A 26,139-nucleotide genomic window follows, 5' to 3' on the forward strand; every position below is an offset into this window, starting at 1 on the left:
AACTCTCGGAAACCATCTGAAGCGGGGTGCGGTTGCGCGGACTTTCGCGCGTTGCGCGTTCATGTAGCATAGGGTGTCGAGGGCGCAAGGGGCAGACCCGATGGCTGGACGGGGCCGGGGCTCGGATCAGGGCGAGGACGCTACCATTGGCGTCAGCGAACGGTCCCTGTTTGCGATGCCGCTGCCGTCTACGTCGCCGCCGCCATCATCCCTCGTGCCGGACCCCGGCAACCCGCCATTACAAGCGGATGTCTCCAACCCTGTGCCAGTTGCCGAAGTCGGCAGGATCGTGCGCGTGCGCCGGCAAATCGGCCTGCCATCGCTGCCTCGCCTGCGCCACGGCGTGGCCACGGCTGCGGGCCTGGAACTCGACCGCGGCATCGCTTTTCTGCTGGTGCCGGTCTGCCTGGCGATCGGAGCGATCGGCTATTTTTCGCTGGCGGCGGAGCCCGACTTTCCAAAGCCTGTCGCGGTCGTTGCGCTGACGGCGCTCTGTGCGCTGGTCTCGCGTTCCTGGCTGAAAACCCATCTGTGTTTCATGGCGGCGCTGTTGTGCGCGCTGGGCCTGCTCGTCGCAAAGGTGGAGACATGGCGGACGGGAACGCAGATGCTGGGTTCGGAAATCTCGACGCAAGTGACTGGCCGGGTGGTCACGCTCGACCGGATGGAGAGCGGCCGCATCCGGCTGACCATCGACGTGACATCGACCGCCCGGCCGAATTTACGCTATGCACCGGAGCGGGTTCGGCTTTCGGCACGAACGATCCCGGCAGAAATCACCGCCGGCTCCCTGATCACCGGCTACGCCAGGCTGTTGCCGCCGACGGGCCCGGTGCGGCCGGACAGCTACGACTTCTCCTTCGACAGCTATTTCGCCGGCATCGGCGGCAGCGGGTTCTTTCTCGGCAATCCAAAGATGGTCGCCGGCGCTGACAATGACATGCCGCTGTCGGCCCGCTTTGCCTCGGGGATAGAAAATGCCCGTGAAGCCATCGCCGACCATATCAGGGGCAGCGTCGGTGGCGCCGAGGGCGAGATCGCCGCGGCGCTGATCGTCGGCGTGCGCGCCGGCATTCCCGATGACGTCAACGAAGCGATGCGGCGTACCGGCATTTACCACATCATCTCCATTTCCGGACTGCACATGGCGCTGGTCGCCGGCACAATCATGGGCTTGCTGCGTGGCGCCTTCGCCCTGTTTCCGGACTTTTCCGCGCGCCGTCCGGTCAAGAAATATGCTGCCGCCGCGGCACTTTTCTCGATCGCCGCCTACCTCATCATCTCTGGCGTCGTCGTTGCCGCCGAGCGCAGCTTCATCATGCTGGCGGTGATGCTGATTGCCGTGCTGTTCGATCGGGCGGCGCTGACCATGCGCAATCTGGCGATCTCGGCGATCGCCGTCATTATGGTGTCGCCGCATGAGGTGGTCGGCCCGAGCTTCCAGATGTCGTTCGCGGCGACCGCGGCGCTGGTCGGCGCCTATGCCGGCTGGTCGGATCATCGTGCGGGAAAAACGAGACCGCCGCCGCTACGGCGATCGCTGCCCGGCTTTCTCGCGCGAAAATTCCTGCTGGCGGCTGGCGGCCTTGCCATGACGTCGATCATCGCCGGCAGCGCCACGGCGCTGTTTGCCATCTGGCATTTTCAACGGGTGTCGCCGCTCAGCCTGTTCGCCAATCTGGCCATCATGCCGATCGTGTCGCTGGTTGTCATGCCTTTCGCCGTCCTCAGCGCGCTGGCGATGCCATTCGGCGCCGATGGCCCCTTTCTCTACGTGATGGGCAAAGGCCTGACGGCGATGATCGCCATGTCCGGATGGATTTCCGAGCGCTCGCCGGTCGATGCGGTCGGGTTGATTTCGCAGCAGTCCGTCCTGCTTGTGGCGATTGCCTTGGTCATTGCGACGATGGCGACGACATGGCTGCGGCTCGCAGCCCTTCCATTCGCGCTTGCCGGCCTGCTGACCGTCTCGGATGTGCGAACACCGGACGTGCTGATCTCGGAGGACGCCAGGCTGGTTGCGTTGCCGATCGGGGGCGGCGAACTCGCGGTCAGCCGCGCACGTCCGAACGAATTCACAGTCGACAACTGGAAACGTGCGCTGACATCCGAAACCATCGTCATGCCGGAGGTGTTCAGCAACGGAGACGGGCAATTCGATATAGCGGATGCCGCCGGAATGCCGCCGGGAGCGCCTTTCTACTGCACATCCGGCGTTTGTCTCGCCAAGCATCCGTCCGGTGCGATCATCGCGCATGTCGAAGACCGAAACGATGCCTGGAAAGCCTGCGGCTTTGCCGATCTGATCGTCATCAATGACGCCACGGCCTATGACCCCTGTCACAACCCGCTGGTGCTCGTCATCACCAAACGACAACTGGCTCGCAAAGGCAGTGCGGCCGTCTTCTTCGATCGACAGTCGGCGACCACGCCGGCGACGATCAGCTTCGCTGTGGACAGCCCATACCGGCCCTGGCACACGCAGCGCAAGTTTTCGCGCGAGGCGAGGGGGCTGCCGCCCTACCGCAAACCCGAAAAGCCGGATGCAAGCCCTGCTCAGTAGCGCCTGATCAGTCCGACGAGCTTGCCCTGCACCTTGACCCTGTCCGGTCCGAAAATGCGGGTTTCATAGGCTGGGTTAGCAGCTTCGAGAGCAATCGAGGCGCCCTTGCGGCGGAACCGCTTCAGCGTCGCTTCCTCTTCATCCACCAGCGCCACGATGATCTCGCCGGGGCTGGCCGTATCGGCGTTGCGGATGATGACGGTATCGCCGTCGAAGATGCCGGCCTCGATCATCGAATCGCCCTTGACCTCCAGGGCGTAGTGCTCGCCGCCCATAATCATGTCCGGCGGCACCGAGATCGAATGCGTCTGGTGCTGGATGGCATCGATCGGCACACCGGCGGCGATGCGGCCCATGACCGGGATCGACACGGCGGAGACCACATCGTCGTCATTGCCAGCCGAAGGCGTCCGCGAAAGCGCCGGCTTGATTTGCCGGCCAACGCCGCCTTGCCCAAGACTGCCTTGGATGACGCTTGGTGAAAACTTTTTAGCCGCGTTGAGGCCGGGCGCGATCGAGTCGGGCAGCCGCAGCACTTCCAGCGCGCGTGCCCGGTTGGGGAGCCGGCGAATGAAGCCGCGCTCCTCCAGCGCCGTGATCAGCCTATGGATTCCGGATTTGGAGGCGAGGTCGAGTGCTTCCTTCATTTCGTCGAAGGACGGCGGAATGCCGCTTTCCTTGAGCCGTTCATGGATGAACATCAGCAGTTCGTGTTGCTTGCGCGTCAGCATGGCGACCCCCATTGTCTGAAACCAGAATCGAAAAAACAAACCCAGAACAAACACTATCTGTTCCAGTTGTGTTCCGCAACCGTTTAAAGTTTAATGAATCTGTTAAGGCGGCTGAAATTATTTGGCGCCTGGGAGCGGGCCGCGATAGACCACCGACTGCAACCGTGGCGCAGCTGCCTGCATTGAAATTGTTTGGTTAATGGCCTGTGGCCGACCCCCTGCACCGAGGCTTGGTATCACCTGCCGGTAGACCTCGATCGGCCGGCACTACACCTTTCTGGCCGTTTGTTTGCCGTGAACGAAACGAAGCCAAAATGCCAACTTTCTTTGCCGGAGAAATCGCAAATTTCTTGCCCTTGTTCATCGCCGGCAGTCAGCGCTCGTTTGTGCCATCGCCGGCGTGGACATAGACATGCAGCGTATAGCCGATGTGGGCGGTCATCAGGGTTTTCGCACGCTCGACGTTGCGATCCAGCGCCGCCTCCATGAGCGCCGTGTGGTGTTCGATCGCGACGGCCCTGCGCAATGCCGCCACGGCCTCTTCATAGCCATGCTGCAGGCCGGCAACCGCCCGCAATGTTGGCGCCAGGCCCAGGAAGCGGTGATGGCGACGCAACTGATCGGCGATCGTAGAATGGAAGGTCAGCAGCCAGGCGGACGTTGCCGCGCTGAGCAGTGCCGCGTGGAAAGCCTCGTGCTTTTCATCCCATTCGTCGACCACTTCATCGGACGGGTCGTCGACTGCGGTCTTGCAGCGCGACAGCCGGTAATGGGCAGCGACGACGGCATCCTCCCATGCACGGCCGCCCTTCTCGATCGATTCCTGGAGCAGCGGCAGCTCAACCACCGCCCTCGCGCGCGACAGGTCTTCAAGTTCGGTGCGCGAGACCGGAGCGACGGCAAAGCCGCGATTGCTGATGGCGGTCACCAGGCGTTCGGCCTCCAACCGCGACAGCGCTTCGCGCAATGGTGTCCAGCCAATGCCGTAGCTGTTGCGCAACGCGCTCAGCTTGAGCGGCGCGCCGGGCTTCAGACGGGTGGTGAGGATATCGCGACGCAGCAGCCTGTAAGCTGCTTCCGTCTTCGAGAAGTGCTCATTGTCCAGCATCGCTCCATCCATACTTGTCTGGATGGTAATTATATATGAAAGCCTTTCATTCCGTAAATTATATATAATGTTTGACAGTGCCCACGGGACTGCCCATGATCGGCCAACGGTTTCACCCGACGTGTTCATCCGAGCACGGCCATGCGCTGGGGTAGTCGATCATGAATGCAACTCTCGATCTCGCTGCAATCGAGGCGATGGATGCCGCGGACCCGCTACGCTCCATGCGTGATCGCTTCGTCCTGCCGAAAGGGGTGATCTACCTCGACGGCAATTCGCTGGGTGCCGCTTCACCCGCTGTCTTCGACGAGATCCAGAAGGCCGCGACACAGGAATGGGCGCAGGATCTCATCCGCGCCTGGAACACCGCTGGCTGGTTCGACATGCCGGTCGCGCTCGGCGACCAGCTGGGACGGCTGATCGGCGCGGCAGCCGGCCAGACAGTGGTCTGCGACACGACCTCGATCAACATCTACAAGGTGCTGCATGCGGCGCTGGCGATGCGGCCTGACCGGTCGGTCATCGTCGCCGAGGGCTCCAGCTTTCCAACCGACCTCTATATGGCCGAAGGCGTCGTCTCGACGCGACCGGGTACTGTGCTGCGGCTCGAAGGCGTCGATGCGCCTGATATCGAGGATCTGATCGACGAGCGCGTCGCCGTCATCCTGGTCAACCACGTCAACTACAAGTCCGGCCAGTTGCGCGACATGGGGGCGCTGACGCGCAAGGCCCATCAGGCCGGTGCGCTGATCGTCTGGGATCTCTGCCACACGGCGGGTGCCTTGCCGGTCGAGTTGGACGGCGCCAATGCCGATTTCGCCGTCGGCTGCACATACAAGTACCTCAATGGCGGCCCGGGTTCGCCGGCCTTCATCTATGCCGCAAAGCGCCACCATGGCGATGTCCACCAGCCGCTCAGCGGCTGGTGGGGCCATGCGCGTCCGTTCGCCTTCGAACAGGGCTATGCGGCCGGCACCGGCATCCGCCGGTTCCTGTGCGGCACGCAGCCGGTGTTGTCGATGCGGGCGCTGAAGGGCGCCCTCGACCTCTGGAACGAGGTCGACATGGCAACCGTGCGCAAGAAAAGCGTCGCACTGACCGACCTGTTCATCCAGCTCGTCGAAGCAAAATGCGGCGCCTATGGCCTCGAGCTCGAAAGTCCGCGCAACGGAGAAGAGCGCGGCAGCCAGGTGTCGTTCATCCACCCGCACGGCTACCAGGTGATGCGCGCCTTGATCGAGCGCGGCGTGATCGGCGATTTCCGCGCGCCTTCGACCATACGCTTCGGCTTCACGCCGCTCTATGTCGGCTACAAGGATGTCTGGCAGGCGGTCGAGGTGCTGGAAGATATCCTACGCACAGGTGCCTGGCAGGATGCGCGCTTTGCGGTCAAGACTGCGGTGACCTGAGGAGCTAGAGCCGGGTGCGAACTGTCCAGAGTTCCGGAAACAGGACGACCTCAAGCATCTTCTTCAGATAGGAAGCACCCGACGTGCCGCCGGTTCCACGCTTCAGGCCGATGATGCGCTCGACCGTGGTGACGTGGTTGAAACGCCAGCGGCGGAAATAATCCTCGAAGTCGACCAGCTTCTCGGCCAGTTCGTAGAACATCCAGTAGCGCTGCGGGTCGCGGTAGACTGTCTGCCAGGCGACCAGGACCTCTTCATTCTCGGTTCGCGTCTCACGCCAGTCCGTGCGCCTGGCATCGGCGCCGGTGTCGAATCCGTTGCGGGCGAGCAGCAGCAGCGCTTCGTCGTAGAGTGACGGCTCGGCCAGGATCGCCTCCAGCTTCTGGCTGAGGTCCGGCCGGTGCTTGTAGGGGCCGAGCATGGCGAGGTTGCGGTTGCCGGCCATGAACTCGATGGCACGATATTGCCAGGACTGGAAACCCGAGGATTGGCCGAGCGCGTCTCGGAACTCGGTATATTCGCTGGGCGTCATCGTCCGCAGCACGTCCCAGGCGTTGTTCAGCTGCTCGAAAATGCGGGCGACGCGCGACAGCATCTTGAAGCTTGGCTCTAGGCGGTCGGCGCGGATCGAGCGGATCGCGGCACCGATCTCGTGCAGAGCGAGCTTCATCCACAGCTCGGATGTCTGATGCTGGATGATGAACAGCATCTCGTCATGCGCCGACGACAGCGGCGTCTGGGCTTCCAGCACTTTCTCCAGGTGCAGATAGTCGCTGTAGGACATCCGCTCCTTGAACGACATCTGCGCGCCCTCGGACGCCGGATCGTATGGCTTGCTCAATTGATTTTCTCCGTGCGCAGCCGGAAGCGCTGGATCTTGCCGGTCTGGGTCTTTGGCAGAGCGGCGATGAATTTTACCGATCGCGGGTATTTGTAGGGCGCGATCGTTGCCTTGACGTGGTCCTGCAAGCGCTTGGTGGTCAGCGCATCAGGCGCCACGCCTTGTACCAACACGACATACGCCTCGACAATCTGGCCGCGCTCGGCATCCTCGGCGCCGATGACCGCGCATTCGGCGACGTCCGGATGCGCCAGCAGCGCCGCCTCGACCTCGGGACCGGCAATGTTGTAGCCGGCGCTGACGATCATGTCGTCGGAGCGCGCGGCGAAATGGAAGAAGCCGTCCTCGTCCTGCGTGAAGGTGTCACCGGTGAGGTTCCAGCCGTCGCGCACGTACTCCTTCTGCCTGTTATCGGCCAAGTAGCGGCAGCCGGTCGGGCCGCGCACCGCCAGCCTGCCAGTCGTCCCGCGCGGCATCTCGCGCATCTCGTCGTCGACGATGCGCGCTTCGTAGCCGCCCACCGGCTTGCCGGTCGACGCGGGCTTCATGTCGTCGAAGCGGTTGGAGATGAAGATGTGCAGCATTTCGGTGGCGCCGATGCCGTCAAGGATCGGTTTGCCGGTCTTTTGCGTCCACTCTTCAAAGACCGGAGCGGGCAAGGTCTCGCCAGCTGAAACGGCGACGCGCAGCGATGACAGGTCGGCACCTTCATCCATGGCCTTCAGCATCGCGCGGTAGGCGGTCGGCGCGGTGAAGGAGATCGTCGCTTTGTAGGTTTCGATAATGTGGATCATGTTGGGCGGCGTCGCCTGTTCGAGCAGCGTCGCCGCCGCCCCGAAGCGCAGCGGGAAGATGGCGAGCCCACCAAGGCCGAAGGTGAAGGCCAGCGGCGGCGAGCCGACAAAGATGTCGTCCGGCGTCACCTGGAGGATTTCGCGGGCATAGGCGTCGGCGATGATCAGGAGGTCGCGGTGGAAATGCATCGTCGCCTTCGGCACGCCTGTCGTGCCTGAGGTGAAGCCGAGCAGCGCGACGTCGTCGCGGCCGGTGTTGACGGCGGTGAACGTCACCGGCTTGTCGAGAGCCGCGCGATCGAGTTCAGCATCGTGGTTGGCAGTGCCGTCAAAGCCGATGACCTGCTTGAGGAACGCGCTGTCCTTGGCGCAGGCGGTCATCTCGTCCATCAGCCTGGTGTCGCAAAGTGCTGTTGTGATTTCCGCCTTGTCGACGATCTTGGCGAGTTCGCCGGCGCGCAGCATCGGCATGGTGTTGACGACCACGGCGCCGACCTTGGTGGCGGCCAGCCAGCAAGCGACCATGGCGGGGTTGTTGGCGGAGCGGATCAGTACCCGGTTGCCGGGCTTCACGCCATAAGTCTCGACCAGCGCATGGGCCAGTCTGTTCGTCCAGTCGGACAGTTCCTTGTAGGTGCGCCGGCGGCCATTGCCGATCAGCGCGGTGTGGTCACCGAGGCCCTTCTCGACCAGCCTGTCGGTGAGTTCGACGCCGGCGTTGAGATGTTCGGGATAGTCGAAACCGTCAAGCAGGAAGTCAGGCCATTGCTCCGGCGGCGGCAGGTGATCGCGCGTGAACGTGTCGATATGCGCTGAAGGCCCAAGCATGTCGCCGCTATCCTGTCTGCTGCCTGGCCAGTGCGCGAGGCGCTTGGCCGGATGTGGTGGATCTGAAGGTCCTGCTTTCGAGGAGGCCTCGTGCCGCCAGTCGCACCTTGCTCGACGAGGCCACCCGAAAGGGCGGACATTTGCAGGTTTTGGGCAGCACAGCAGACCTCCCATTGTCGGCTGTTCGTTAGGGCAGGATCGCACCAGTCGAAATTTGTTTCAAGCCTAAAATGTTTTTGTTGTGGAGCATTGACGCTTGGCGTAGCGGTGGCCATTGCTAGCGCAGAAACGATGCCGTTTTGGGGGAGGGTGCCGATGCTTGAACGTCGCATTGCGGATTGGGACGATGCCTATGCCAACGGCGCGAACATCGCCGGCAGCGACCGCTGGCCGGCCGCGTGGGTCGAACCCGCGCAAGCCTTTCGCAATGCACTTTCGGCAGAAGGCCGGGCGCGGCTCGACATCGCCTATGGCGGCGGACGGCGCAATCGGTTCGATCTGTTCCTCCCCACAGCCAAACCCAAGGGGCTCGTGGTGTTCATCCACGGCGGCTACTGGATGGCGTTCGACAAGAGTTTCTGGTCGCATCTCGCCAACGGCGCGGTCAGCAGCGGCTATGCCGTGGCAATGCCCTCCTACACGCTCTGCCCCGAAAACCGGATCGCCGGCATCGCCGGGGAAATCGGGGCGGCGATCGGCAAGGCGGCAGGCCTGATCGAAGGGCCGCTGATGTTGACCGGACATTCGGCCGGCGGACACCTCGCCAGCCGCATGGTGACGGCAACCACCCCTCTGGCAGCCGTTGTGGCGCGGCGCATACGCCATGTTGTTTCGATTTCAGGTGTGCACGACCTGCGCCCGATCATGCAAACCGAGATGAACGCGACACTGGCAATCGACGAGCAGGAGGCGCTGGCGGAAAGCCCGGCGCTGTTGCGCCCGATGGATGGTGCCCGCATCACCTGCTGGGCCGGTGGTGGTGAACGCGCTGAGTTCCTGCGCCAGAACGCATTGCTTGCCAATATCTGGACCGGCCTTGGCGCGGCGACCTCCACCGTGGTCGAGCCCGACCGGCACCATTTCAGCATCGTCGACGGCCTTGCCGATCCGGCGCATTCGCTGACCCGGGCCTTGATCTCGGAATAGCGTCGAGATCATTTTTCGTCTTTTTATGAAAGGTTTGCCGGGCGATTCTTCAGCGCAGCATCAGTACGCTGCAAACCTCGCCAGCGGCCGCTGCGGAGGCAAATGGCGGCCGCACGATCAGTCCGTTGGCATCGGCCAGCATTCTGAGCATCGAGGAATCCTGGATGCCGAACGGCGTCGCCACCAGCCCGCCGTCGTCTTCCCTGACCACCGCCCGCACATAGTCCTGGCGCAGGTCATTGGCCGGCATTGCGGCGCCCAATCGCGCCGGACGCATATCCTGGCGATGGTCGCGGCCGCCGAGCCGCGCCAGCAGCGGCTTCAGGAACAATTGCGAGCACACCAGGCTTGCCACCGGATTGCCGGGCAGGCCGATGCACCTGATATTGCCGAGGCGGCCGAACATCAGCGGCTTGCCGGGGCGCATGGCGATCTTCCAGAAGCCGAGCGTCATGCCTTCGCCGGTCAGTACGTCATGGATCAGGTCGTGGTCGCCGACCGAGGCACCGCCCAGCGTGACGATGACGTCCGCGCCGGCAGCGACCGCTTTCCTGACCAGGGCCGCGATGGCGTCCTTGCGGTCGGCGGCGATGCCGAGATCGACCGCTCGGGCGCCGACAGATTGCGCCGCCGCGGCGACGCCATAGGCATTGGACGAGATGATCTGGTCCGGCCCAAGTTCGCTGCCAGGCGGCAACAACTCGTCGCCGGTGGCGATGATGGCGACCAGCGGCCGTTTCACCACGTTGACCTGGGGATGGTTGGCCGATGCCGTCAGCGACAGCGCCGCCGGATCGAGCACGCGGCCCTTTTCAAGCAGGACGTCGCCCTTCGAAAAATCGAGGCCGACGCGGCGGATGTTGCGCCACTCAGCCGTCGGCTCGGTCACTTCGATGTTGCTACCGCCGAGATCCCGCACGTTCTCCTGGATGACGATGGTGTTCGCGCCTTCGGGCAGCGGCGCGCCGGTGAAGATGCGCACGGCCTGCGCCTCGCCGACTGTGCCGCCAAAGCCACGCCCGGCCGGTGCCATGCCGATCACCGAAAGTCGCGACGGCACCGTCGCCACATCGACGGCGCGCGCCGCGTAGCCATCCATGGCCGACGCGTTGAAAGGCGGTTGGGTGCGGAGCGCAATGACCGGTTCCGCCAGCACGCGATCCACCGCCTCGAACAGAGGAACGCTTTCGCCGGCCAGCGGCGCAGCACCCTCCAGCAGGCGTTCGAGTGCCTCCGCGACCGGAACCAGCGCCATCAAGCGCCTGCCTTGTAGTCGCCCGACTTGCCGCCGGTCTTCTCGACCAGCCGGATGCCGGAGATGACCATGGCGCGGTCCACCGCCTTGGCCATGTCGTAAATGGTCAGGCAGGCCACCGAAGCGGCGGTCAGCGCTTCCATCTCGACACCGGTCTTGCCGGTGACACGCGCCAGCGCGGTGACCTTCAGGCCCGGCAGGGCATGATCGGGCTCGATGTCGACGGAGACCTTGGTCAGGAGCAGCGGATGGCAAAGCGGGATCAATTCATGCGCCTTTTTTGCCGCCATGATGCCGGCGATGCGCGCGGTGCCCAGCACATCGCCCTTCTTGGCATTGCCCGCGAGGATCATGGTCAGCGTCTCGGGCTGCATGGCGACAAAGCCTTCGGCGATTGCCGTGCGTGTCGTCTCCGCCTTGTCGCCGACATCGACCATGTTGGCCTCGCCCTGCGCGCCGAGATGAGTGAGGGCGGCCGCCATCGTCAGATGGCCTCGGCCGGCGCCTTGCCCGTGAGAAGCAGGCGCGTCGCCATGGTGACGTCCTGTTGCCGCATCAGGCTTTCGCCGACAAGGAAGGTGCCGATGTCGCTCTTTTTCAATCTGAGGCAATCGTCATGCGTGAAAATACCGCTCTCGCTGACCAGCAAGCGGTCGGCCGGTACGGTCGACGCCAGTCGCTCGGAGGTTTCAAGGCTAGTCTCGAAAGTTCTGAGATTGCGGTTGTTGATGCCGATCAGCCGCGACGACAGTTTCAGCGCGCGCTGCGTCTCGGCCTCGTCATGCACTTCGACCAGCGCATCCATGCCAAGGTCGAACGCCGTCGATTCGAGGTCGCTCGCCAGGGCGTCGTCGACGCTGGCCATGATGATCAGGATGGCGTCCGCGCCCCAGGCGCGAGCTTCGTAGACCTGGTATGGGTCGAACAGAAAGTCCTTGCGCAGCGCGGGCAGGGCGACGGCGGCTCGCGCCCTGGTGAGAAATTCGGGCGCGCCCTGGAAAGACGGCGCATCGGTCAGCACTGAAAGACAGGCGGCGCCGCCTTTCGCATAGGCCTGCGCCAAGGCCGGCGGGTCGAAATCGGCTCGGATCAGGCCCTTGGAAGGGCTCGCCTTCTTGATCTCGGCGATCAGTGCGAAGGCGCCGGATTTGCGCTTTGTCTCAAGTGCGGCAAGAAAGCCGCGTGGGGCGTCCGCGTCCTTCGCCCGCGCCTTGATCTCGGCCAGCGGCACGCGTGCCTTTGCCGTCGCGATCTCGTCGCGCTTGTAGGCCTCGATCTTGCGAAGAATGTCAGACACGTTTTATCCGTTCGAAATCTCGATCAGCCGGTCGAGCACCTGCAGCGCCCGGCCGCTGTCGATGGCTTGCGCCGCCGCCGCTATGCCGTCGCCAAGCGTCGTCGCCTTGCCCGCCACCACCAGTCCGGCGCCGGCATTCATCAGCACGGTGTCGCGATAGGCGCCGGCAGCTCCACCCAGCATATCGCGCAAGGCCTTGGCGTTGTAGGCCGCGTCGCCGCCGCGCAACTCATCCTTGGTATGGCGCGCCAGCCCGACCGCTTCAGGGGTCAGCGTGAAGCTGCGGATCTCGCCGCCGATCAGTTCGGCGACATGCGTCTCGCCGGTGGTGGTGATCTCGTCATAGCCGTCGCCATGGGCAACCCAGGCATGCTCGGCGCCCAGCGCCTTCAGCGTTTCGGCCACCGGCAGGATCCATTCCGGCAGGAACACACCGACCATCTGCCGCTTGACGCCAGCCGGATTGGAGAGGGGCCCGAGCAGGTTGAAGATGGTGCGAGTGCCGAGTTCGACGCGGGTCGGACCGACATGCTTCATTGCCGGATGGTGCGCGGGCGCGAACATGAAGCCGAGACCGGTCTCATGGATGCAGCGGCCGATCGTTTCCGGCGAGATATCGATCTTGATCCCGAGCGCAACCAGCACGTCGGCGGCCCCTGTCAGCGACGACAGACCGCGATTGCCGTGCTTGGCAACGGGCACGCCGCTGCCGGCGACGACGAAGGCCGATGCCGTCGAGATGTTGACGCTGTGGGAATTATCGCCGCCGGTGCCGACGATATCGATGGCGCCGGCGGGCGCGTCGACGCGCAGCATCTTGGCGCGCATGGTGGCGACGGCGCCGGAAATCTCGCTCACAGTCTCGCCGCGCACCCGCAGCGCCATCAGGAAGCCGCCGATCTGGCCGGGCGTTGCGTCACCCGACATGATGATGTCAAAGGCCTCGCGCGCTTCCTCGAAGGACAGCGGGCTTCCGGTCGCGACCTTGGCGATATGGGTTTTCAGCGCGCTCATCTTGTCGAGGCTTGGGCGACGGCGGCCTGGTCGATGCGAACGTCGTATTGCGTCTGCAACTGCGCCACCAACTGGTCGAGCAGATCATCCGACATGCCGGAGGTGAAGGATTTCTGTGCATCGTCCGGCACGGAGCTGGCATCGGCCCCGGCGGGCTCGAAGACCTCGGCGACCTTGTATAGGATCTGTCCATCGCCGGTGGGCGAGGGGATCAGCCCGGTGCCGCCTTCGCCGACGCCGAACATCGCTGCCGCGCCCTCCTTGCCGAAATCGACATCGTCGGCCTCGCGCTTGACGCCGCGCTTGGTCTGCTTTTCCAGCTTGAGTTCGCCGGCGATGACGTCGAGCGTGACACCGGCCTTGAGCCGCTTTTCGAGCTCGTCTGCCTTGGCGGCAAGCCGCTTGGTCGTCTCGGCCGCCGTCCAGTCGGCGACAACTTTCTGGCGGGCCTCATCCAGTGTCCGGTCGCGAGCCGGTGTGACGGAAGCCACCTCATAGAAAACGAAGCCGTTGTCCGCCGTGGTCAAGGCGTCGTTTTCGGTGTTGGGTTCGGCGTCGAAGACAGCCTTGATCAGCTCCGGCGATTGCGGCAGGTCCTTCACGATGCTTGCGTCAGGCCTCAGGCCGCTGCGATCGATGGCGTCGATGGTGACGATCTTCAGCTTCAACTTGGCGGCGGCGTCGGCCAGCGAACCGCCAGCGGCGCGGGTGTCTTCGTAATTGTCCCGCACATCCAGAAGGATGCGGCTTGCCTCGCCCAGCGCCAGGTCCTTGCGGATCTGGTCGGACACCTCGGCCAGCGGCTTCACCACTTCTGGCTTGATCTCGGTGACGCGCAGCAGCACCGGACCGAAGGCGCCCTGCACGACCTGGCTGACTTCATTGGCATTCAGTTTGAAGGCCGCGTCGGCGACCGCCTTGTCGGCGATCTTGTCCTTGGCCAGCGTGCCGAGCAACGTGTCGGCCGGGGTCTTGCCCTCCGCCGTGACAAGCTTGTCGAAAGTCGCGCCAGCCTTGAGCGAATCGAGCGCGGCCTTGGCCGCGTCAGGCGTCTTGAACACAAGCTGCTCGATGGTGCGCAGTTCCGGCGTCGTGTAGCGCGCCTTGTTCTTGTTGTAGTCGTCGCTGACCTGCTGGTCGGTGACGGCGGTCGTATCCATGATGTCGACCGGTTCGAGGCGGACATAGGAGAATTTGCGGTATTCGGGCGCCGCGTATGTCTTCTTGTTTGCCTCGAAATAGGCCGAGATCGCGCTGTCGGACGGCGCCCCGATCGGCTCGACCAGGGATTTGGGCAGCGTCAAATAGTCGATGGTGCGGTCTTCGCCGCGATAGAGCGCGACCGCCTTGAAGAAAGTATCCGGCGCCTTGAGGCCATCCGAGACCGCCTCGACGATCTGCTGGCGCACCGCCACCTGGGCACGGTTCTTCAGATAGTCCTCAGGCCGCATGCCGATCTGCTGCAACATATATTCGAAGGTTCTTCTGTCGAACTGACCGCCCGGACCCTTGAAGGCCGGATCTTCGCGCGTCAGCTCGGCCAGCCGGTCCTTGGAAAGGCCGAGGCCCAGCTTGCGCGCCTGTTCGTCGAGAACGGCCCCCGAGACGAGCTGCGCCAGCACCTGGTTGTCGATGCCGAGCGCCTTTGCCTGTTCGTGGGTGAGACGCTGGCCGAACTGCTGCGACATGACGGCGAGCTGGCGGTCATAGGCGAGACGGTATTCCTTGAGCGTCACCCTGGTGCCGCCAGCGGTTATGACCGAATCGTGGCCGGCGAAACCGCCCATCAGCCGTCCGGAAATGCCCCAGGCGGCGAAACTGACCACCAGCAGCGAAAGCAGCGTCTTCGCGACCCACGTACCCGCCGCGCTTCTCAATACACCAAGCATCGTTACTTCCGATTTATGCGCATTTTCGCATGCGCCGAGTCTGAAACAAGCGCAATAGCGCCCTTCCGGTCCACTGTCGATTGCTTTGTGGCCTGATTTTGATAGTGAGGGCCAGAGCCTGATATCGCCCGGAGAAGCAAACCAATGACGCCAGGAATTCGCCCGCTCGTCGCCGGCAACTGGAAAATGAACGGCACCAGCGCGTCGCTCAACGAGCTCAGGATGATCGGCAACGGTTTCATGAGTGGGCTTGACGCCGAGACCGAAGCGCTGGTTTGCGTTCCGGCAACCCTGCTTGCCCACGCTGCCGAGATCCTGTCGCGCACGCCGGTCCATGCCGGCGGCGAGGATTGCCATCCCAAGGAAAGCGGCGCCTACACCGGCTGCATCTCGGCGGAAATGCTGAAGGATGCGGGCGCGAGCCATGTCATTGTCGGCCATTCCGAATGCCGCGAGCAACGCGGCGAGGATGACGCGACGGTCCAGGCCAAGGCCTCTGCCGCCTGGCGCGCCGGGCTTGTGGCCATCATTTGCATTGGCGAGACGCAGCAGCAGCGTGAAGCGGGCGCCACGCTCGACGTGCTGTCGCGGCAGGTCGCCGGCTCGGTGCCGCCAAGTGCCACCCCTTCAAACACCATCATTGCCTACGAGCCGGTGTGGGCGATCGGCACCGGCCTGACGCCGACGGCGGCCGATGTGGCCGAAGCACATGCGCATATCCGCGAAAAGCTATCGGAAAAGCTCGACGGCGTTGCGGCCAAGATGCGCATTCTCTATGGCGGCTCGGTCAAGCCCTCCAATGCGGTCGAACTGCTCGGCGTCAGGAATGTCGACGGCGCGCTGGTCGGCGGCGCCAGCCTGAAAGCGGCGGATTTCCTCGCCATCGCCGAGGCCTATCGCAACATCTCCTAGGGTCGACGGCGGCGGAAATCGTTGCAAAGGGAGCGTTGCTTCCCATATTCCGGCCACGGGCTTGGAAATGCCATCAAAGCATTGTATTGAGCCGCCTCCAATTCACCGGTCGTGTCCGCGACCGGGCAAGGCCTTGCCAGGATAAACTATGGAAACCGTACTGATCGTCATCCATCTCATGGTCGTGCTCGCCCTTGTCGGCGTGGTGCTGCTGCAGCGCTCCGAAGGCGGCGGCCTTGGCATCGGCGGCGGATCCGGCTTCATGACCGCGCGGGGTGCGGCCAATGCGCTGACGCGTGCGACGGCAATTCTGGCGGCGGCCTTTTTCGCCACATCGCTGACCCTGTCGATCGTCGCCCGCTACGGCGAGAAGCCGACCGACATCCTCGACCGCGTGCCCGGCAAGGGTGTGCTCAACCAGTTGCCTGGTACGACCGCTCCGGCTACGACCACCCCGGCACCCGCAGGCAGCACCACGCCGACGCCGCCGTCCGGCAACGATGCCGCGGCAACGCCTCCGGCGACTGCTCCGGCCACGGCGCCTGCCGCCGGTTCGACTCAGCCGGCCACCAACGGCACCACCCCCGCTGCACCGGCGACCCCGCAGGTCCCGAACCAGTAGTCTCCAGCGCCTGAAGCCGCGATCTGTTGTCGTTTGAACACAGTCGCGGCAAATGCAGCACGATCACGAAGATTCGAGTGCCTGCAATGTGGCGTTACCCTTGAGGCGTCCGCGCTTATTCGACTATAGATTGCGCGCGGCATTTCCGGCGCCCTTGGGGGGCGCGGGGCGACGCCGTGGGCAACAAGCATAGAACGATCGGATCTTCGCCATGCAGCTTCGCAGCTTCATTTTCATGGGACTCTGCGCCGTACTCGGCATGAGTTCCCCGGCTTTCGCCGGGATGCCGGCCAATATGGCCGCACATCAATCGGCTGACACAACCAGTGCCATCAACGTCGCCGTCAAGAGTGACGCGGCGCAATTGAAGCTTCTCAAGAAGAAGAAAAGCCCGACACCGGACGACCTCGCCCAGATCAAGAAGATCGAGGCCAAGGTCGTTGCCGACAAGGAAGCCGCCAAGGCCAAGGCGCTCGAAGCCAGGAAGCTGGCGATGCGCGAAGCAGCGAAGGCCAAGGCCGAGGCGGAACGGCAGGCGTTCCTCGCCAAGAGGGGCAAGAGCGCGCCGGCAACCGAAGTGGCCGACGCCAAGTCGGCCAAGAAGGCTGCCAAGATCGTCGAGCCAATCGAACCGATCGCACCGATCGAGTCGGCTGAGCCGCTCCCGGCCGAAGCGATGAATGTCGCCTTGACCGGCAACAACGGCGAGTTGCGCAGCGAAGTCATCGGCAAGAAGCAGTCGAGCGGCGGTCTGTTCGCCGGCCTCTTCGGCGGCACCTCCTCGTCTTCGATTTCATATCTCCCCGAGACGCGTGCGCTGGACCAGGCTCTCGCCAAGAAGGAAGCCAAGAAGCAGTTCAAGGTGAAGCCGGAATTCGTCCCGCAAGACGTGGAATTCACCGGCTATGATGCGGGCACCATCGTCATCGACACCAGCGCGCGCCGCCTTTACTTCGTTGAATCGTCTTCCACCGCTCGCCGCTACGCCATTGCGGTCGGCCGCGAAGGCCTGCAGTTCAAGGGCACGGTTGCGGTCGGCGACAAGCAGGAATGGCCGCGTTGGATCCCGACGCTGGACATGCAGAAGCGCGAGCCGAAGCACTATGGCCAGTACAAGGACGGCATGCCCGGCGGCGGCCAGAACCCGCTCGGTGCCCGCGCCATCTATCTCTATGACGGCAAGAAGGACACGCATCTGCGCATCCACGGCACCATCGCGCCGCAGTCGATCGGAACCAGCGCCTCCAACGGCTGCTTCCGCATGATCAACGAGCACGTGATGGACCTTTACAGCCGCGTCAAGGTAGGCACCAAGGTCGTCATCATCTGACGCCTGCGTTCATCATGCCGAAAGGGCCGGCCTTGCCGGCCCTTTTGTTTTGACTTGCCCTGCGGGCACCGCGCCTTTTTGGGAAAAAAACTTAGCGGCGTTTTTTTCTCTGGCGGAATCAATCCGGCCGCGTTAAGCGATGACTCCCATGGCGCGATATGTATTCATCACAGGCGGCGTGGTTTCCTCACTTGGAAAAGGCATTGCCGCAGCGGCCCTTGGGGCTCTCCTGCAGGCGCGAGGCTATCGCGCACGCATAAAAAAACTCGACCCTTACCTCAATGTCGATCCGGGCACGATGTCGCCGTACCAGCATGGCGAGGTCTTCGTCACCGATGATGGCGCGGAGACCGATCTGGATCTTGGCCACTACGAGCGCTTCACCGGCCGCTCGGCCAACCAGCAGGACAACATCACCACCGGCCGCATCTACAAGAACATCATTGAGCGCGAGCGGCGCGGCGACTATCTCGGCGCCACTGTGCAGGTCATCCCGCACGTCACCGACGAGATCAAGAATTTCGTCCTCAACGGCAATGACGACTATGATTTCGTGCTGTGCGAGATCGGCGGCACGGTCGGCGACATCGAGGCGATGCCGTTTCTAGAGGCGATCCGTCAGCTCGGCAACGACCTGCCGCGCAACAACGCCGTCTACGTCCATCTGACGCTGATGCCCTACATTCCAACGGCGGGTGAGCTGAAAACCAAGCCGACCCAGCATTCGGTCAAGGAACTGCGCGGCATCGGCATCGCCCCCGACATCCTGCTGGTTCGCGCCGACCGCGCCATCCCCAAGGAAGAGCGCAGAAAACTGTCGCTGTTCTGCAATGTCAGGGAAAGCGCTGTGATCCAGGCGCTCGATGTGCCGCATATCTACGACGTGCCGATGGCCTACCACAAGGAAGGGCTTGATTCGGAAGTGCTGGCAGCTTTCGGCATCGATCCGGCGCCGAAGCCGCGCATGGAACCCTGGCAGGCGGTGTCCAACCGCATCCACAATCCGGAAGGCGAGGTGACAATCGCCGTGGTCGGCAAATACACCGGCCTCAAGGATGCTTATAAATCGTTGATCGAGGCGCTTTCACATGGCGGCCTGGCCAACCATGTCAAGGTCAAGCTCGACTGGATCGAATCGGAAATCTTCGAAAAGGAAGATCCGACGCCGTGGTTAGAAAAGGTGCATGGCATCCTGGTTCCCGGCGGCTTTGGCGAGCGTGGCTCCGAGGGCAAGATCCTGGCGGCGAAGTTCGCACGCGAGCGCAAGGTGCCGTATTTCGGCATCTGCTTCGGCATGCAGATGGCCTGCATCGAGGCCGCGCGCTCGCTGGCCGGCGTCGAGCATGCCTCATCGACCGAGTTCGGCCCAACCGAGGAACCGGTCGTCGGGCTGATGACCGAATGGCTGAAAGGCAACATGCTGGAGAAGCGCCGGGAAACCGGCGATCTCGGCGGCACCATGCGGCTCGGTGCCTATCAGGCCGATCTCGCCAAGGGTTCCAAGATCGCCGAGATCTATGGCGATACGCAGATTTCCGAGCGCCATCGCCACCGCTACGAGGTCAATGTCGATTACAAGGAGCGGCTCGAGGACTGCGGCCTGGTGTTTGCTGGCATGTCGCCCGATGGCGTGCTGCCGGAAACGGTCGAATACCCCGATCATCCCTGGTTCATCGGCGTGCAGTATCACCCGGAACTGAAAAGCCGGCCACTCGACCCACATCCGCTGTTTGCCAGTTTCATCGAGGCGGCGGTGGAGCAGAGCCGGCTGGTGTAGCGACCACAGGCTGGCCGGGTGATGCAGACTTATGTCGCGCTTCTCTACAGCATCATCCTGGGCGAGGGGCGGCGGGTCGTCATGGCTGACCTCAAGGCGATGGCGCAAGACCTCGGCCTCAAGAATGTTCGCACCTTGGTGGCGACCGGCAATCTGGTCTTCGAAGCTCAAACGATGCCGGTTGGCGCGCTGGAAGGACGACTGGAAGCAGCGTTCGAAAAAGCTTTCGGCAAGCATGTCGACATCATCGTGCGCACTGCAAGCGATTGGCTGACGCTTGCGGCCGGCAATCCATTTCCCGACGAATCGATTGCGACTGCCGATCAGGTGGCGGTGCGCGTGATGCGGCAGCCGGTGCCCGACGAAGCCGTCTCGGCGCTCAAATCCTATGTCGGCAAGGACGAAAAGATGCGGGCCGTCGGCGGCGACATCTGGATTGTCTTCTCGCGCGCCACACCCAGTTCGCGGCTTCTGGCGGCTACGAGCCACAAGCGTCTGGGCATCGGCACGTCGCGCAACTGGAACACGGTGCGCAAACTGGCGGTAATGGTCGGTGGGTAATATCTGGGGCCTTTGCGGATCAGGTAATAGTTGACCATCCTCACGCCGAAGGTGATTCGAATCGGCGTATCGTGATTGTTCAAAATTCCGATTCGTTGCGCGGAACCAACCTGCGGATGGCGCGTTTCATTGGGTTCGATCGAGCAGCGGTCGATCGGGAGGAAACGATGGATTATCTGCATTTCTTTTCGCCCGTGCGGATTTCGCGCGGTCAGGGATATCCTGTGGAAGAAATCGATTGTGTTGCCGAAGCCATGGTGTTCTTGCGGAAGTGGCCGACGGGACGGCGCGGTCCGGTCTATCAGTGCGCGCTGAATTGCTGCTCGGCCGCCTTGTCGGGCCAGATGTCGGCCGAGGAAGCAAGAAAAGCGTTCACAGGCTTTGCCCGCATCACGCGCCTTCTTGACGATGACATGGCGTTGCCGGTGGCCGGCGAAAGCATGGCGAGCGTACACGCGCTGCGGCGGTAGGCGCTTGCTATCTTGACGGTCTTGCAAGATCTTGCGCCGCGGTGGCGCGGGTCTTGTTTGTGCTGCGCTCTGGAAGACGCACAGAGTCGTTCCACAGCCTTCCATAAGGCCCGACGGCTTACTCAGAGCGTCGCCAGCCGCGAATTCGGCATGGTCTTTCCATAGGCTTGCCGCAGCGTCCGCTTCTCCTCCAGCGCAACGATGACACTTATGGCAAAATCCGTCTTGTACATGTCGGCGAGCCGCGCCAGCCCGCCTGGCGTGAAAACGTTGATCTCCAGAAGTTTGTCACCGACGATGTCGAGCCCAACCAGAAACATGCCGTCACTGATCAATTTGGGCCGCACCACCTCGGCAATGCGCAGCATCGTGCCCGTTACCTTGACCTTACGGGCTGTTCCGGCGGCATGGATATTGGACCGGACGTCGCCCTTGGCTGGAACGCGGCGAAAGGCCGCGTAATTGCCGTCGCGCACCAGCGGCAGGCCGTTCATCAGAAAAAGACGCACGTCGCCGGCCTTCGCCTCCGGAATGTAGGCCTGCGCGATGAGATAACCGGCACCGCTGGCGGCCTCGAAGATCTGGTTGAGATTGGAATCAGCAGGCGTCGCAATATGAAAGACGTTCTTGCCACCCGATCCTTGCAGGGGTTTGACGATACAGCCCTTGGCGTTTTTGTCGATGAATGCGCGGATCTCGGAAATGCTGCGCGATATCAGGGTCGACGGCCTGACGACCTCCGGAAAAGTCTGAAGGTAGAGCTTGCTCTGTGCCTGCCCTAGACCGTCCGGATCGTTGACGACAATGAGGCCGCGTTCCGCTGCAAGCCGCCCGAACATGATGCCTGCGTTGGCGGCCCACGGTCGAGCGGTGGCGTCCAGCGACGGGTCGTTGCGCAGGAACAAGATGTCGATATCGGTTGTCGCGAAGGTTTTTTTCTGTTTCGCGGCATCCTTCAAGGCAGCATAGAGCGCATCGGACGTCTTGTAGGGAGCATCTGGCACAACCGCGACGCTGACAGCCAGACCGTCATCCGGACGCAGTATGAAGTCGCCGGGTTCAACATAGACAACAGAATGGCCGCGTTGGACTGCAGCCAGCGCCAACGTTGTCGTTGTGTAGCCGGGTGTCTCGCTCTCAATGGAATTGACAAAGAACGCGATGCGCATCGAGGAGGCTCCGCTCAAGCTTCAACCATATCGATCGGATCAATTCCCGCCATCGCTTTCCGGAGACGCGGACGCGCCGCGTCGGAAGAGAGAAAGGCGGGTTCGAGGCGCGGCGCCCGCAGCAGGCCGCGCGCGTTGAGTTCCTGGATCGCGCCGAAATGCGCGGCGGAGATCTTGCCGATCCAGAAAGGAGTGAGGCTGCCGCCGTTCTTGAGATGATCGAGAATCTGCACCACGCCGCGCAGATAGATGGCATCTTTTGCAAGGCCACCGCCTCGATGGACACGCAGGGCGACGTTGAAGGCGCTGCGATCATCGAGACCGAAATTGCTATGGAGAATGCGGAAGGTTTCCTCAAAGGTCGCGCCGGCGAGCATCGCCTCACACGCGATCACCCTGGCCGCGATCAGCCTCATTCGCGCCGCGGTCATGCCGCCGACCAGGTGCTCGGCCAGCACGGCCAGCCCCTCCTGCATGCCCTCGTAGCCGGCGAGCCCGTTGCGAAAGATTGTGAGCCCCTGCGCATCACCATTGAAATAGGTCAGCAGATGAACACCGATCTCGTGGGCAAGCAGCGCGGCCAGACGGTCCGATGGAAGGTTGGTCTCGCGCGAAACCAGCAGTCGGTTTCGAGAGACCAGGAGGCCAGCCGGCAGGTCGGCGCGGATCTCCACGGAAGCATCGAAATTGGGGTAGGCGGCCCGGTATCCGGCGATCATCTCTCGCGCAGCCGCGGCAACGGCGTCGGCATCAACGCCCTTGCGCCGGGTCGCCGGAGCAATTCGCGGTAGCCTTTCGAGAATGGTGCGTGCCCGCGCCGCCAGGCTCGGTTCGACGCTGCCATAGAGTGCCCGTCCAAGTTCGACGAAGCGGGGCGTTTCGCGTGACGCGAGCATCGACAGCTGAAGATCGAGCTCCTGCTGCTTTTCGGAGAGCAGCTTGGTCAGGAGCGGATCTTCTAGATGATCGAGCGAGATCGAATAGAGCTTCCGCTTCTGGGCGCCCACCTCGAACTCGAGCGGCCTGTAGAGCAGTGCGGGCACACGCTCGAAGGCGCCTGCCTGGAATTCCTGCCAGGCTGGTTCGGCATTGATCGGTGTGACGGCAAGCAGAAAATCGAACGTCGATGCAATGTCGTCGATCGCCCGGTCGGCGCGCACGACTGCGTCGATGTAGGCGCGGCGCCCGAATGAACGATGGGTCGCCGGTTCTTCCAGCCTTGATGCCTTCAGGAAGGCGCTGACGGCCTGAAGCGCGGAATCGACCATGTTGGCGACGACGAGGTCGTGGAGTTCAGGGTAGACGCGCTTTGTCCCCGGCACTTTGTAGATCGGAGCGTAGCGCACCGTCAGGCACGCCGCATCACCGGGATCATCCCAGAGCCGTGCTTCGGCGCGTGTCGCCGGGCTGAGTTCGTCCACGCGGGGTGTGCGGTATTTTGCTTCGCGGGTGGCCGCGGCGGTGGCGAAGCGCTTGAGTGCAGCCTTCTCCGCCGGCGTGTCGCCGCAGGCCAGAGCAATCTCGAAAGGCGGCAGGAACGGAACATCCTCCGTCAGGAACCGGTCTTCGGCCAACTCGCCGATGTCCAGCATGAGGAAAGCTCCGCAGTGGTCACGCGTCCTTCGCGCCACCAGTCGCGCGACCTCGCCGGCGAGGCCAATCTCGGCCGCGATCAGATAGGACGCGTTGGCGGAAACAATGTGGAAGGCAGCATCCTGATGCGACCCAACGTGGACACACAGAAAGGGCAGCGGTCGATCCACGTGCAAGCGGTTGCCGTTACCAAAATCTCGGCGGATCGGCTTGCCGTCCCGGAAAAGTGAGTCCAGGTCCGATTGAATTTGCGCCAACGGGGGCACAGGCTCAATGAGGTTGGGCTTCATTGCATGGCCCGCAACGCCGACTCCAGGACGGGCACCGTAGACGCCAGCATGGCGCGCAGCCGTTCGATTGTTTCCCAGTCGGGGTCGCCGCTCCATTCGTCCATGAAAATCTTCTTGAACTCGACCGCGATGGCACACCCGGTTTGCGGAAAATTGGCATGGACGAAACGAGTCTGTTCGCCCTTGCCCTGGAAGGACACATTCTCGCGCACGTCGATAGGCTCGCCATTGAGACGTTGGCCGCTCAGCGTTTCCATGAAGGCGTGGACAACCGGCGCCCAACGAGCGCGGTCCATCGAGAATGTACCGATATTGATGTCGGGCGCGACATCTCGGGACGTCGGCACGCCGTCCGGCCCTTCGCGCCGGTGGTTGTAGCTGTGGACGTCGACAAGGACGAACCTGCCGTAGCGTTTTTCGACATTGATGAGGACGCGCTTGAGTTCGGCATAGAACGCGTCGTGACAGGCCAGGGACTCATTTATGATCTCCTCGGCCGGTGGCTTTCGCCACACGTTCAAGCCCCAGGACTGGTTGGGCAACAGATAGATCGCAGCCTCGCGGGCGCGGTTCAGATCGACTTGAAAGCGCGATCGATGGACAATGATCTGGGTCGGGAAATCGGCAATAAACTGCTCGGTGAAGGGGTCCTCCTCCCGCAGCCGGTCGGAGTCCGAGATGCACAGGAGCGATTGGCAAGCGCGCCCGATGTCGGAGCCGCTGTGGATCGCCGTGCCTATGACAGGCGATTCACCGAGCTTGATTGTCCAGTTTGCCGGTGACCCGCTCGCAGCATTGTTGAAAGTTGGCTTGTTCACGATCCACGGAAATGCGCGGACAGGGTGGACGGTTCCAGTTCACGAGACAAGCCCAACGGGTTTTGCTCCTGAAGGAACCTAAATCCATGATTGCGACGATGTTCTCCGGCGACAGGAATTCCACTTGCGAGACCGACCCTGCGTTCAGGTGAGCCCGAAGCACTATGCCAAACCAATAGGGTAGGGAGCAAACCTGCAGGCCGGTGGTTTGCTCCCGCTTCCGGTTTCGAGATTGCCGGAAACACGGGCACGGCCGGTTGCCCGGGGTCCGTTGCGGCTATAGCATCGCCATCGTGGTTGAACAGACTTTCTTCTTCGGCCCGTTCGAACTCGACCCGGCTGCTGGATTGCTGCGGCGGGACGGACAAATTGTTGCCCCGCGGGATAGCGCTCCTGGATACACTGCTGGCGGCGGGAGGACAGACCGTCAGCAAGGACGAATTGTTGGCTAAGGCCTGGCCGGGAGTGATAGTCGAGGAGGCCAATCTCTCGGTGCAGATGGCGACGCTACGCAAGGCGCTGGGCCCGGCGCCGAATGGCGAGGAGTGGGTCGTGACCGTCCCCCGGCTCGGTTACCGGCTGCCGCGCGCGATCGCGCGGTCCTCGCCGCTACGGCCGTCCATAGCGGTCTTGCCTTTTCAGAGCCACCCTGGCGACGGTGAAGACGAATACTTCGCCGATGGAATGGTAGAGGACATCATCACCGCCCTGTCCCGCTTCAGGACCTTCGCGGTCGTCGCACGCAACGCAGCCTTTGCCTATAAGGGGCGGTCGCCCGACAGCCGGGAGGTCGCCCGTGCCCTGGGGGTGCGCTATGTTCTCGAGGGGAGCGTGCGCCGGCGCGATAGCCGGCTGCGGGTCAGCGTGCAACTCGTCGACGCCGCCGAGGCGACGCAACTGTGGGCCGACCAGTTCGATGGCGAAGTCGCACACCTGTTCGATTTTCAGGATCGCATCACAGAGGCGGTCGTGGGCCTGGTCGAACCCGAGGTGCGGAAGGCCGAGATTCATCGGGCACGACGGAAGCCTCCGGACAGTCTCGATGCGTACGATCTCTATCTGCGGGCGCTGCCGCTGTTCCGCGGCGCGTCGCCCGAAGTAAATGCCGAAGCCATTCGCCTGCTTGAAAGTGCCGTAGAACTCGACTCCACCTTTGCCATCGCGCTCGCCTATGCAGGGTGGGCCTATGAGCGGAAAGAAACGTTTGGCCGAGGTCTGTCGAGTGAGGAGCGACGACGCGCTCTCGAACTCGCCGAACGGGCAGTGGATGCTGGCGGCGACGACCCGCTGGTCGCGGCGATATCGGCCTTGGTGTTCATGTCCGTGGGGCGCGATGGGCAGCGTAGCCTCGTGATGCTGCGGCAGGCCTTGGCCGGAAATCCGAACAACTCGACTGTCCTGTCCTTGTGCGCCTTTTGCAACGTCATGCTGGGCGACCTGGCGTTCGGCCGCGAGTGCTATCTGCATGCTCTGCAGATCGCACCTGGGGCCCTGGACAACTATGAAATCCTTTTGGGGATTGGGCTTTCGCACCTGGTGAGTGGCGAGTTCGAGCAAGCTTTGGAGTGGGCGCAGCGGAGCCTTGCCGCAACGGGGAATGGATCGGCGCCCACTGGACGCTGATCGCCTCTTTCGCTCATCTCGGTCGTATGGACGAGGCACACGCCGGCGTCGCAACGCTGTTGCGCAAGGCGCCCCTTACGCGGATGTCCGACATCGAGA

At 63.1% G+C, this 26,139-nt stretch carries 23 protein-coding genes; 11 read left to right on the forward strand and 12 right to left on the reverse strand.

Annotation, left to right across the window (positions count from 1 at the left end; translation table 11 throughout):
• Positions 1-100: 100 nt before the first annotated feature.
• The gene (locus tag ACFSQT_RS34120; RefSeq protein WP_379026326.1) at positions 101-2,563 is read left to right on the forward strand and encodes a ComEC/Rec2 family competence protein; all 2,463 of its coding nucleotides are present in this window, start codon (positions 101-103) and stop codon (positions 2,561-2,563) included.
• On the opposite strand, the gene lexA is transcribed toward ACFSQT_RS34120, so the two are convergent.
• The gene (gene lexA, locus ACFSQT_RS34125; protein ID WP_379026328.1) at positions 2,557-3,294 is read right to left on the reverse strand and encodes a transcriptional repressor LexA; all 738 of its coding nucleotides are present in this window, start codon (positions 3,292-3,294) and stop codon (positions 2,557-2,559) included. The two genes, ACFSQT_RS34120 and lexA, sit on opposite strands and share 7 nt — an antisense overlap.
• A gap of 11 nt (positions 3,295-3,305) precedes the next feature.
• Between lexA and ACFSQT_RS34130 the strand changes: the two genes are divergently transcribed.
• On the forward strand, positions 3,306-3,494 hold the full coding sequence (locus ACFSQT_RS34130) for a hypothetical protein (protein WP_379026330.1): 189 nt from the start codon (positions 3,306-3,308) through the stop codon (positions 3,492-3,494).
• Between the two features lie 173 nt (positions 3,495-3,667).
• Here the strand turns inward: ACFSQT_RS34130 and ACFSQT_RS34135 are convergent, their stop codons facing one another.
• A complete protein-coding gene (locus ACFSQT_RS34135) occupies positions 3,668-4,402 on the reverse strand; it encodes a GntR family transcriptional regulator (RefSeq protein ID WP_379026332.1) in 735 nt (244 codons plus the stop codon).
• Between the two features lie 161 nt (positions 4,403-4,563).
• Between ACFSQT_RS34135 and kynU the strand changes: the two genes are divergently transcribed.
• The gene (kynU, locus tag ACFSQT_RS34140) at positions 4,564-5,811 is read left to right on the forward strand and encodes a kynureninase (protein ID WP_379026334.1); all 1,248 of its coding nucleotides are present in this window, start codon (positions 4,564-4,566) and stop codon (positions 5,809-5,811) included.
• A 4-nt stretch (positions 5,812-5,815) separates the two neighbouring features.
• Here kynU and kynA read toward each other — a convergent pair whose 3' ends face one another.
• A complete protein-coding gene (gene kynA / locus ACFSQT_RS34145; RefSeq protein ID WP_379026336.1) occupies positions 5,816-6,652 on the reverse strand; it encodes a tryptophan 2,3-dioxygenase in 837 nt (278 codons plus the stop codon).
• A complete protein-coding gene (locus tag ACFSQT_RS34150) occupies positions 6,649-8,274 on the reverse strand; it encodes an AMP-binding protein (protein WP_379026338.1) in 1,626 nt (541 codons plus the stop codon). The genes kynA and ACFSQT_RS34150 overlap by 4 nt, the downstream gene beginning before the upstream one ends.
• Before the next feature lie 315 nt (positions 8,275-8,589).
• Between ACFSQT_RS34150 and ACFSQT_RS34155 the strand changes: the two genes are divergently transcribed.
• On the forward strand, positions 8,590-9,420 hold the full coding sequence (locus ACFSQT_RS34155; RefSeq protein ID WP_379026340.1) for an alpha/beta hydrolase: 831 nt from the start codon (positions 8,590-8,592) through the stop codon (positions 9,418-9,420).
• 49 nt (positions 9,421-9,469) lie between these two features.
• Here ACFSQT_RS34155 and ACFSQT_RS34160 read toward each other — a convergent pair whose 3' ends face one another.
• The 5 genes from ACFSQT_RS34160 to ACFSQT_RS34180 are packed head-to-tail and all read right to left on the reverse strand — an operon-like array spanning position 9,470 to position 14,875.
• Entirely contained in the window at positions 9,470-10,675 is a 1,206-nt protein-coding gene (locus ACFSQT_RS34160; protein WP_379026342.1) for a molybdopterin molybdotransferase MoeA, read from the reverse strand.
• Positions 10,675-11,157, reverse strand: a complete 483-nt coding sequence (moaC, locus tag ACFSQT_RS34165; protein ID WP_379026344.1) for a cyclic pyranopterin monophosphate synthase MoaC — start codon at positions 11,155-11,157, stop codon at positions 10,675-10,677. Before moaC ends, ACFSQT_RS34160 begins: the two co-directional genes overlap by 1 nt.
• Before the next feature lie 2 nt (positions 11,158-11,159).
• Positions 11,160-11,972, reverse strand: coding sequence for an indole-3-glycerol phosphate synthase TrpC (gene trpC / locus ACFSQT_RS34170; protein ID WP_379026346.1), 813 nt, complete (start codon positions 11,970-11,972; stop codon positions 11,160-11,162).
• A 3-nt stretch (positions 11,973-11,975) separates the two neighbouring features.
• Complete coding sequence (gene trpD / locus ACFSQT_RS34175; RefSeq protein WP_379026348.1) at positions 11,976-12,986, reverse strand: anthranilate phosphoribosyltransferase; 1,011 nt, start codon at positions 12,984-12,986, stop codon at positions 11,976-11,978.
• Complete coding sequence (locus tag ACFSQT_RS34180) at positions 12,983-14,875, reverse strand: SurA N-terminal domain-containing protein (protein WP_379026350.1); 1,893 nt, start codon at positions 14,873-14,875, stop codon at positions 12,983-12,985. The genes trpD and ACFSQT_RS34180 overlap by 4 nt, the downstream gene beginning before the upstream one ends.
• A gap of 144 nt (positions 14,876-15,019) precedes the next feature.
• On the opposite strand from ACFSQT_RS34180, the gene tpiA reads away from it, so the two are divergent.
• The 6 genes from tpiA to ACFSQT_RS34210 all read left to right on the forward strand — a co-directional run bounded on the left by tpiA (position 15,020) and on the right by ACFSQT_RS34210 (position 20,547).
• The gene (tpiA, locus tag ACFSQT_RS34185; RefSeq protein ID WP_379026352.1) at positions 15,020-15,787 is read left to right on the forward strand and encodes a triose-phosphate isomerase; all 768 of its coding nucleotides are present in this window, start codon (positions 15,020-15,022) and stop codon (positions 15,785-15,787) included.
• Between the two features lie 148 nt (positions 15,788-15,935).
• Positions 15,936-16,409, forward strand: coding sequence for a preprotein translocase subunit SecG (secG, locus tag ACFSQT_RS34190; RefSeq protein WP_379026354.1), 474 nt, complete (start codon positions 15,936-15,938; stop codon positions 16,407-16,409).
• A gap of 211 nt (positions 16,410-16,620) precedes the next feature.
• On the forward strand, positions 16,621-17,739 hold the full coding sequence (locus ACFSQT_RS34195; RefSeq protein WP_379026356.1) for a L,D-transpeptidase: 1,119 nt from the start codon (positions 16,621-16,623) through the stop codon (positions 17,737-17,739).
• A 139-nt stretch (positions 17,740-17,878) separates the two neighbouring features.
• Positions 17,879-19,516 carry a CTP synthase gene (locus ACFSQT_RS34200; protein WP_095081390.1) on the forward strand — a complete coding sequence of 546 codons (1,638 nt, stop codon included), beginning with the start codon at positions 17,879-17,881 and terminating at the stop codon, positions 19,514-19,516.
• Between the two features lie 21 nt (positions 19,517-19,537).
• A complete protein-coding gene (locus tag ACFSQT_RS34205; RefSeq protein ID WP_379026359.1) occupies positions 19,538-20,077 on the forward strand; it encodes a DUF1697 domain-containing protein in 540 nt (179 codons plus the stop codon).
• Between the two features lie 167 nt (positions 20,078-20,244).
• Complete coding sequence (locus ACFSQT_RS34210; RefSeq protein ID WP_379026509.1) at positions 20,245-20,547, forward strand: DUF982 domain-containing protein; 303 nt, start codon at positions 20,245-20,247, stop codon at positions 20,545-20,547.
• Positions 20,548-20,669: 122 nt separating this feature from the next.
• Here ACFSQT_RS34210 and ACFSQT_RS34215 read toward each other — a convergent pair whose 3' ends face one another.
• From ACFSQT_RS34215 to ACFSQT_RS34225, 3 genes are read right to left on the reverse strand one after another with little or no spacing between them, the layout of a single operon-like run.
• Positions 20,670-21,716, reverse strand: coding sequence for a glutathione synthetase (locus ACFSQT_RS34215; protein WP_379026361.1), 1,047 nt, complete (start codon positions 21,714-21,716; stop codon positions 20,670-20,672).
• Between the two features lie 14 nt (positions 21,717-21,730).
• The gene (locus ACFSQT_RS34220) at positions 21,731-23,599 is read right to left on the reverse strand and encodes a flavohemoglobin expression-modulating QEGLA motif protein (protein ID WP_379026363.1); all 1,869 of its coding nucleotides are present in this window, start codon (positions 23,597-23,599) and stop codon (positions 21,731-21,733) included.
• A complete protein-coding gene (locus ACFSQT_RS34225) occupies positions 23,596-24,417 on the reverse strand; it encodes an N-formylglutamate amidohydrolase (RefSeq protein WP_379026365.1) in 822 nt (273 codons plus the stop codon). The genes ACFSQT_RS34220 and ACFSQT_RS34225 overlap by 4 nt, the downstream gene beginning before the upstream one ends.
• Before the next feature lie 297 nt (positions 24,418-24,714).
• On the opposite strand from ACFSQT_RS34225, the gene ACFSQT_RS34230 reads away from it, so the two are divergent.
• A complete protein-coding gene (locus ACFSQT_RS34230) occupies positions 24,715-26,040 on the forward strand; it encodes a winged helix-turn-helix domain-containing tetratricopeptide repeat protein (protein ID WP_379026367.1) in 1,326 nt (441 codons plus the stop codon).
• The last annotated feature ends 99 nt before the right edge of the window (positions 26,041-26,139 follow it).

Source organism: Mesorhizobium calcicola, assembly GCF_042682105.1.
GTDB lineage: Bacteria > Pseudomonadota > Alphaproteobacteria > Rhizobiales > Rhizobiaceae > Mesorhizobium > Mesorhizobium calcicola.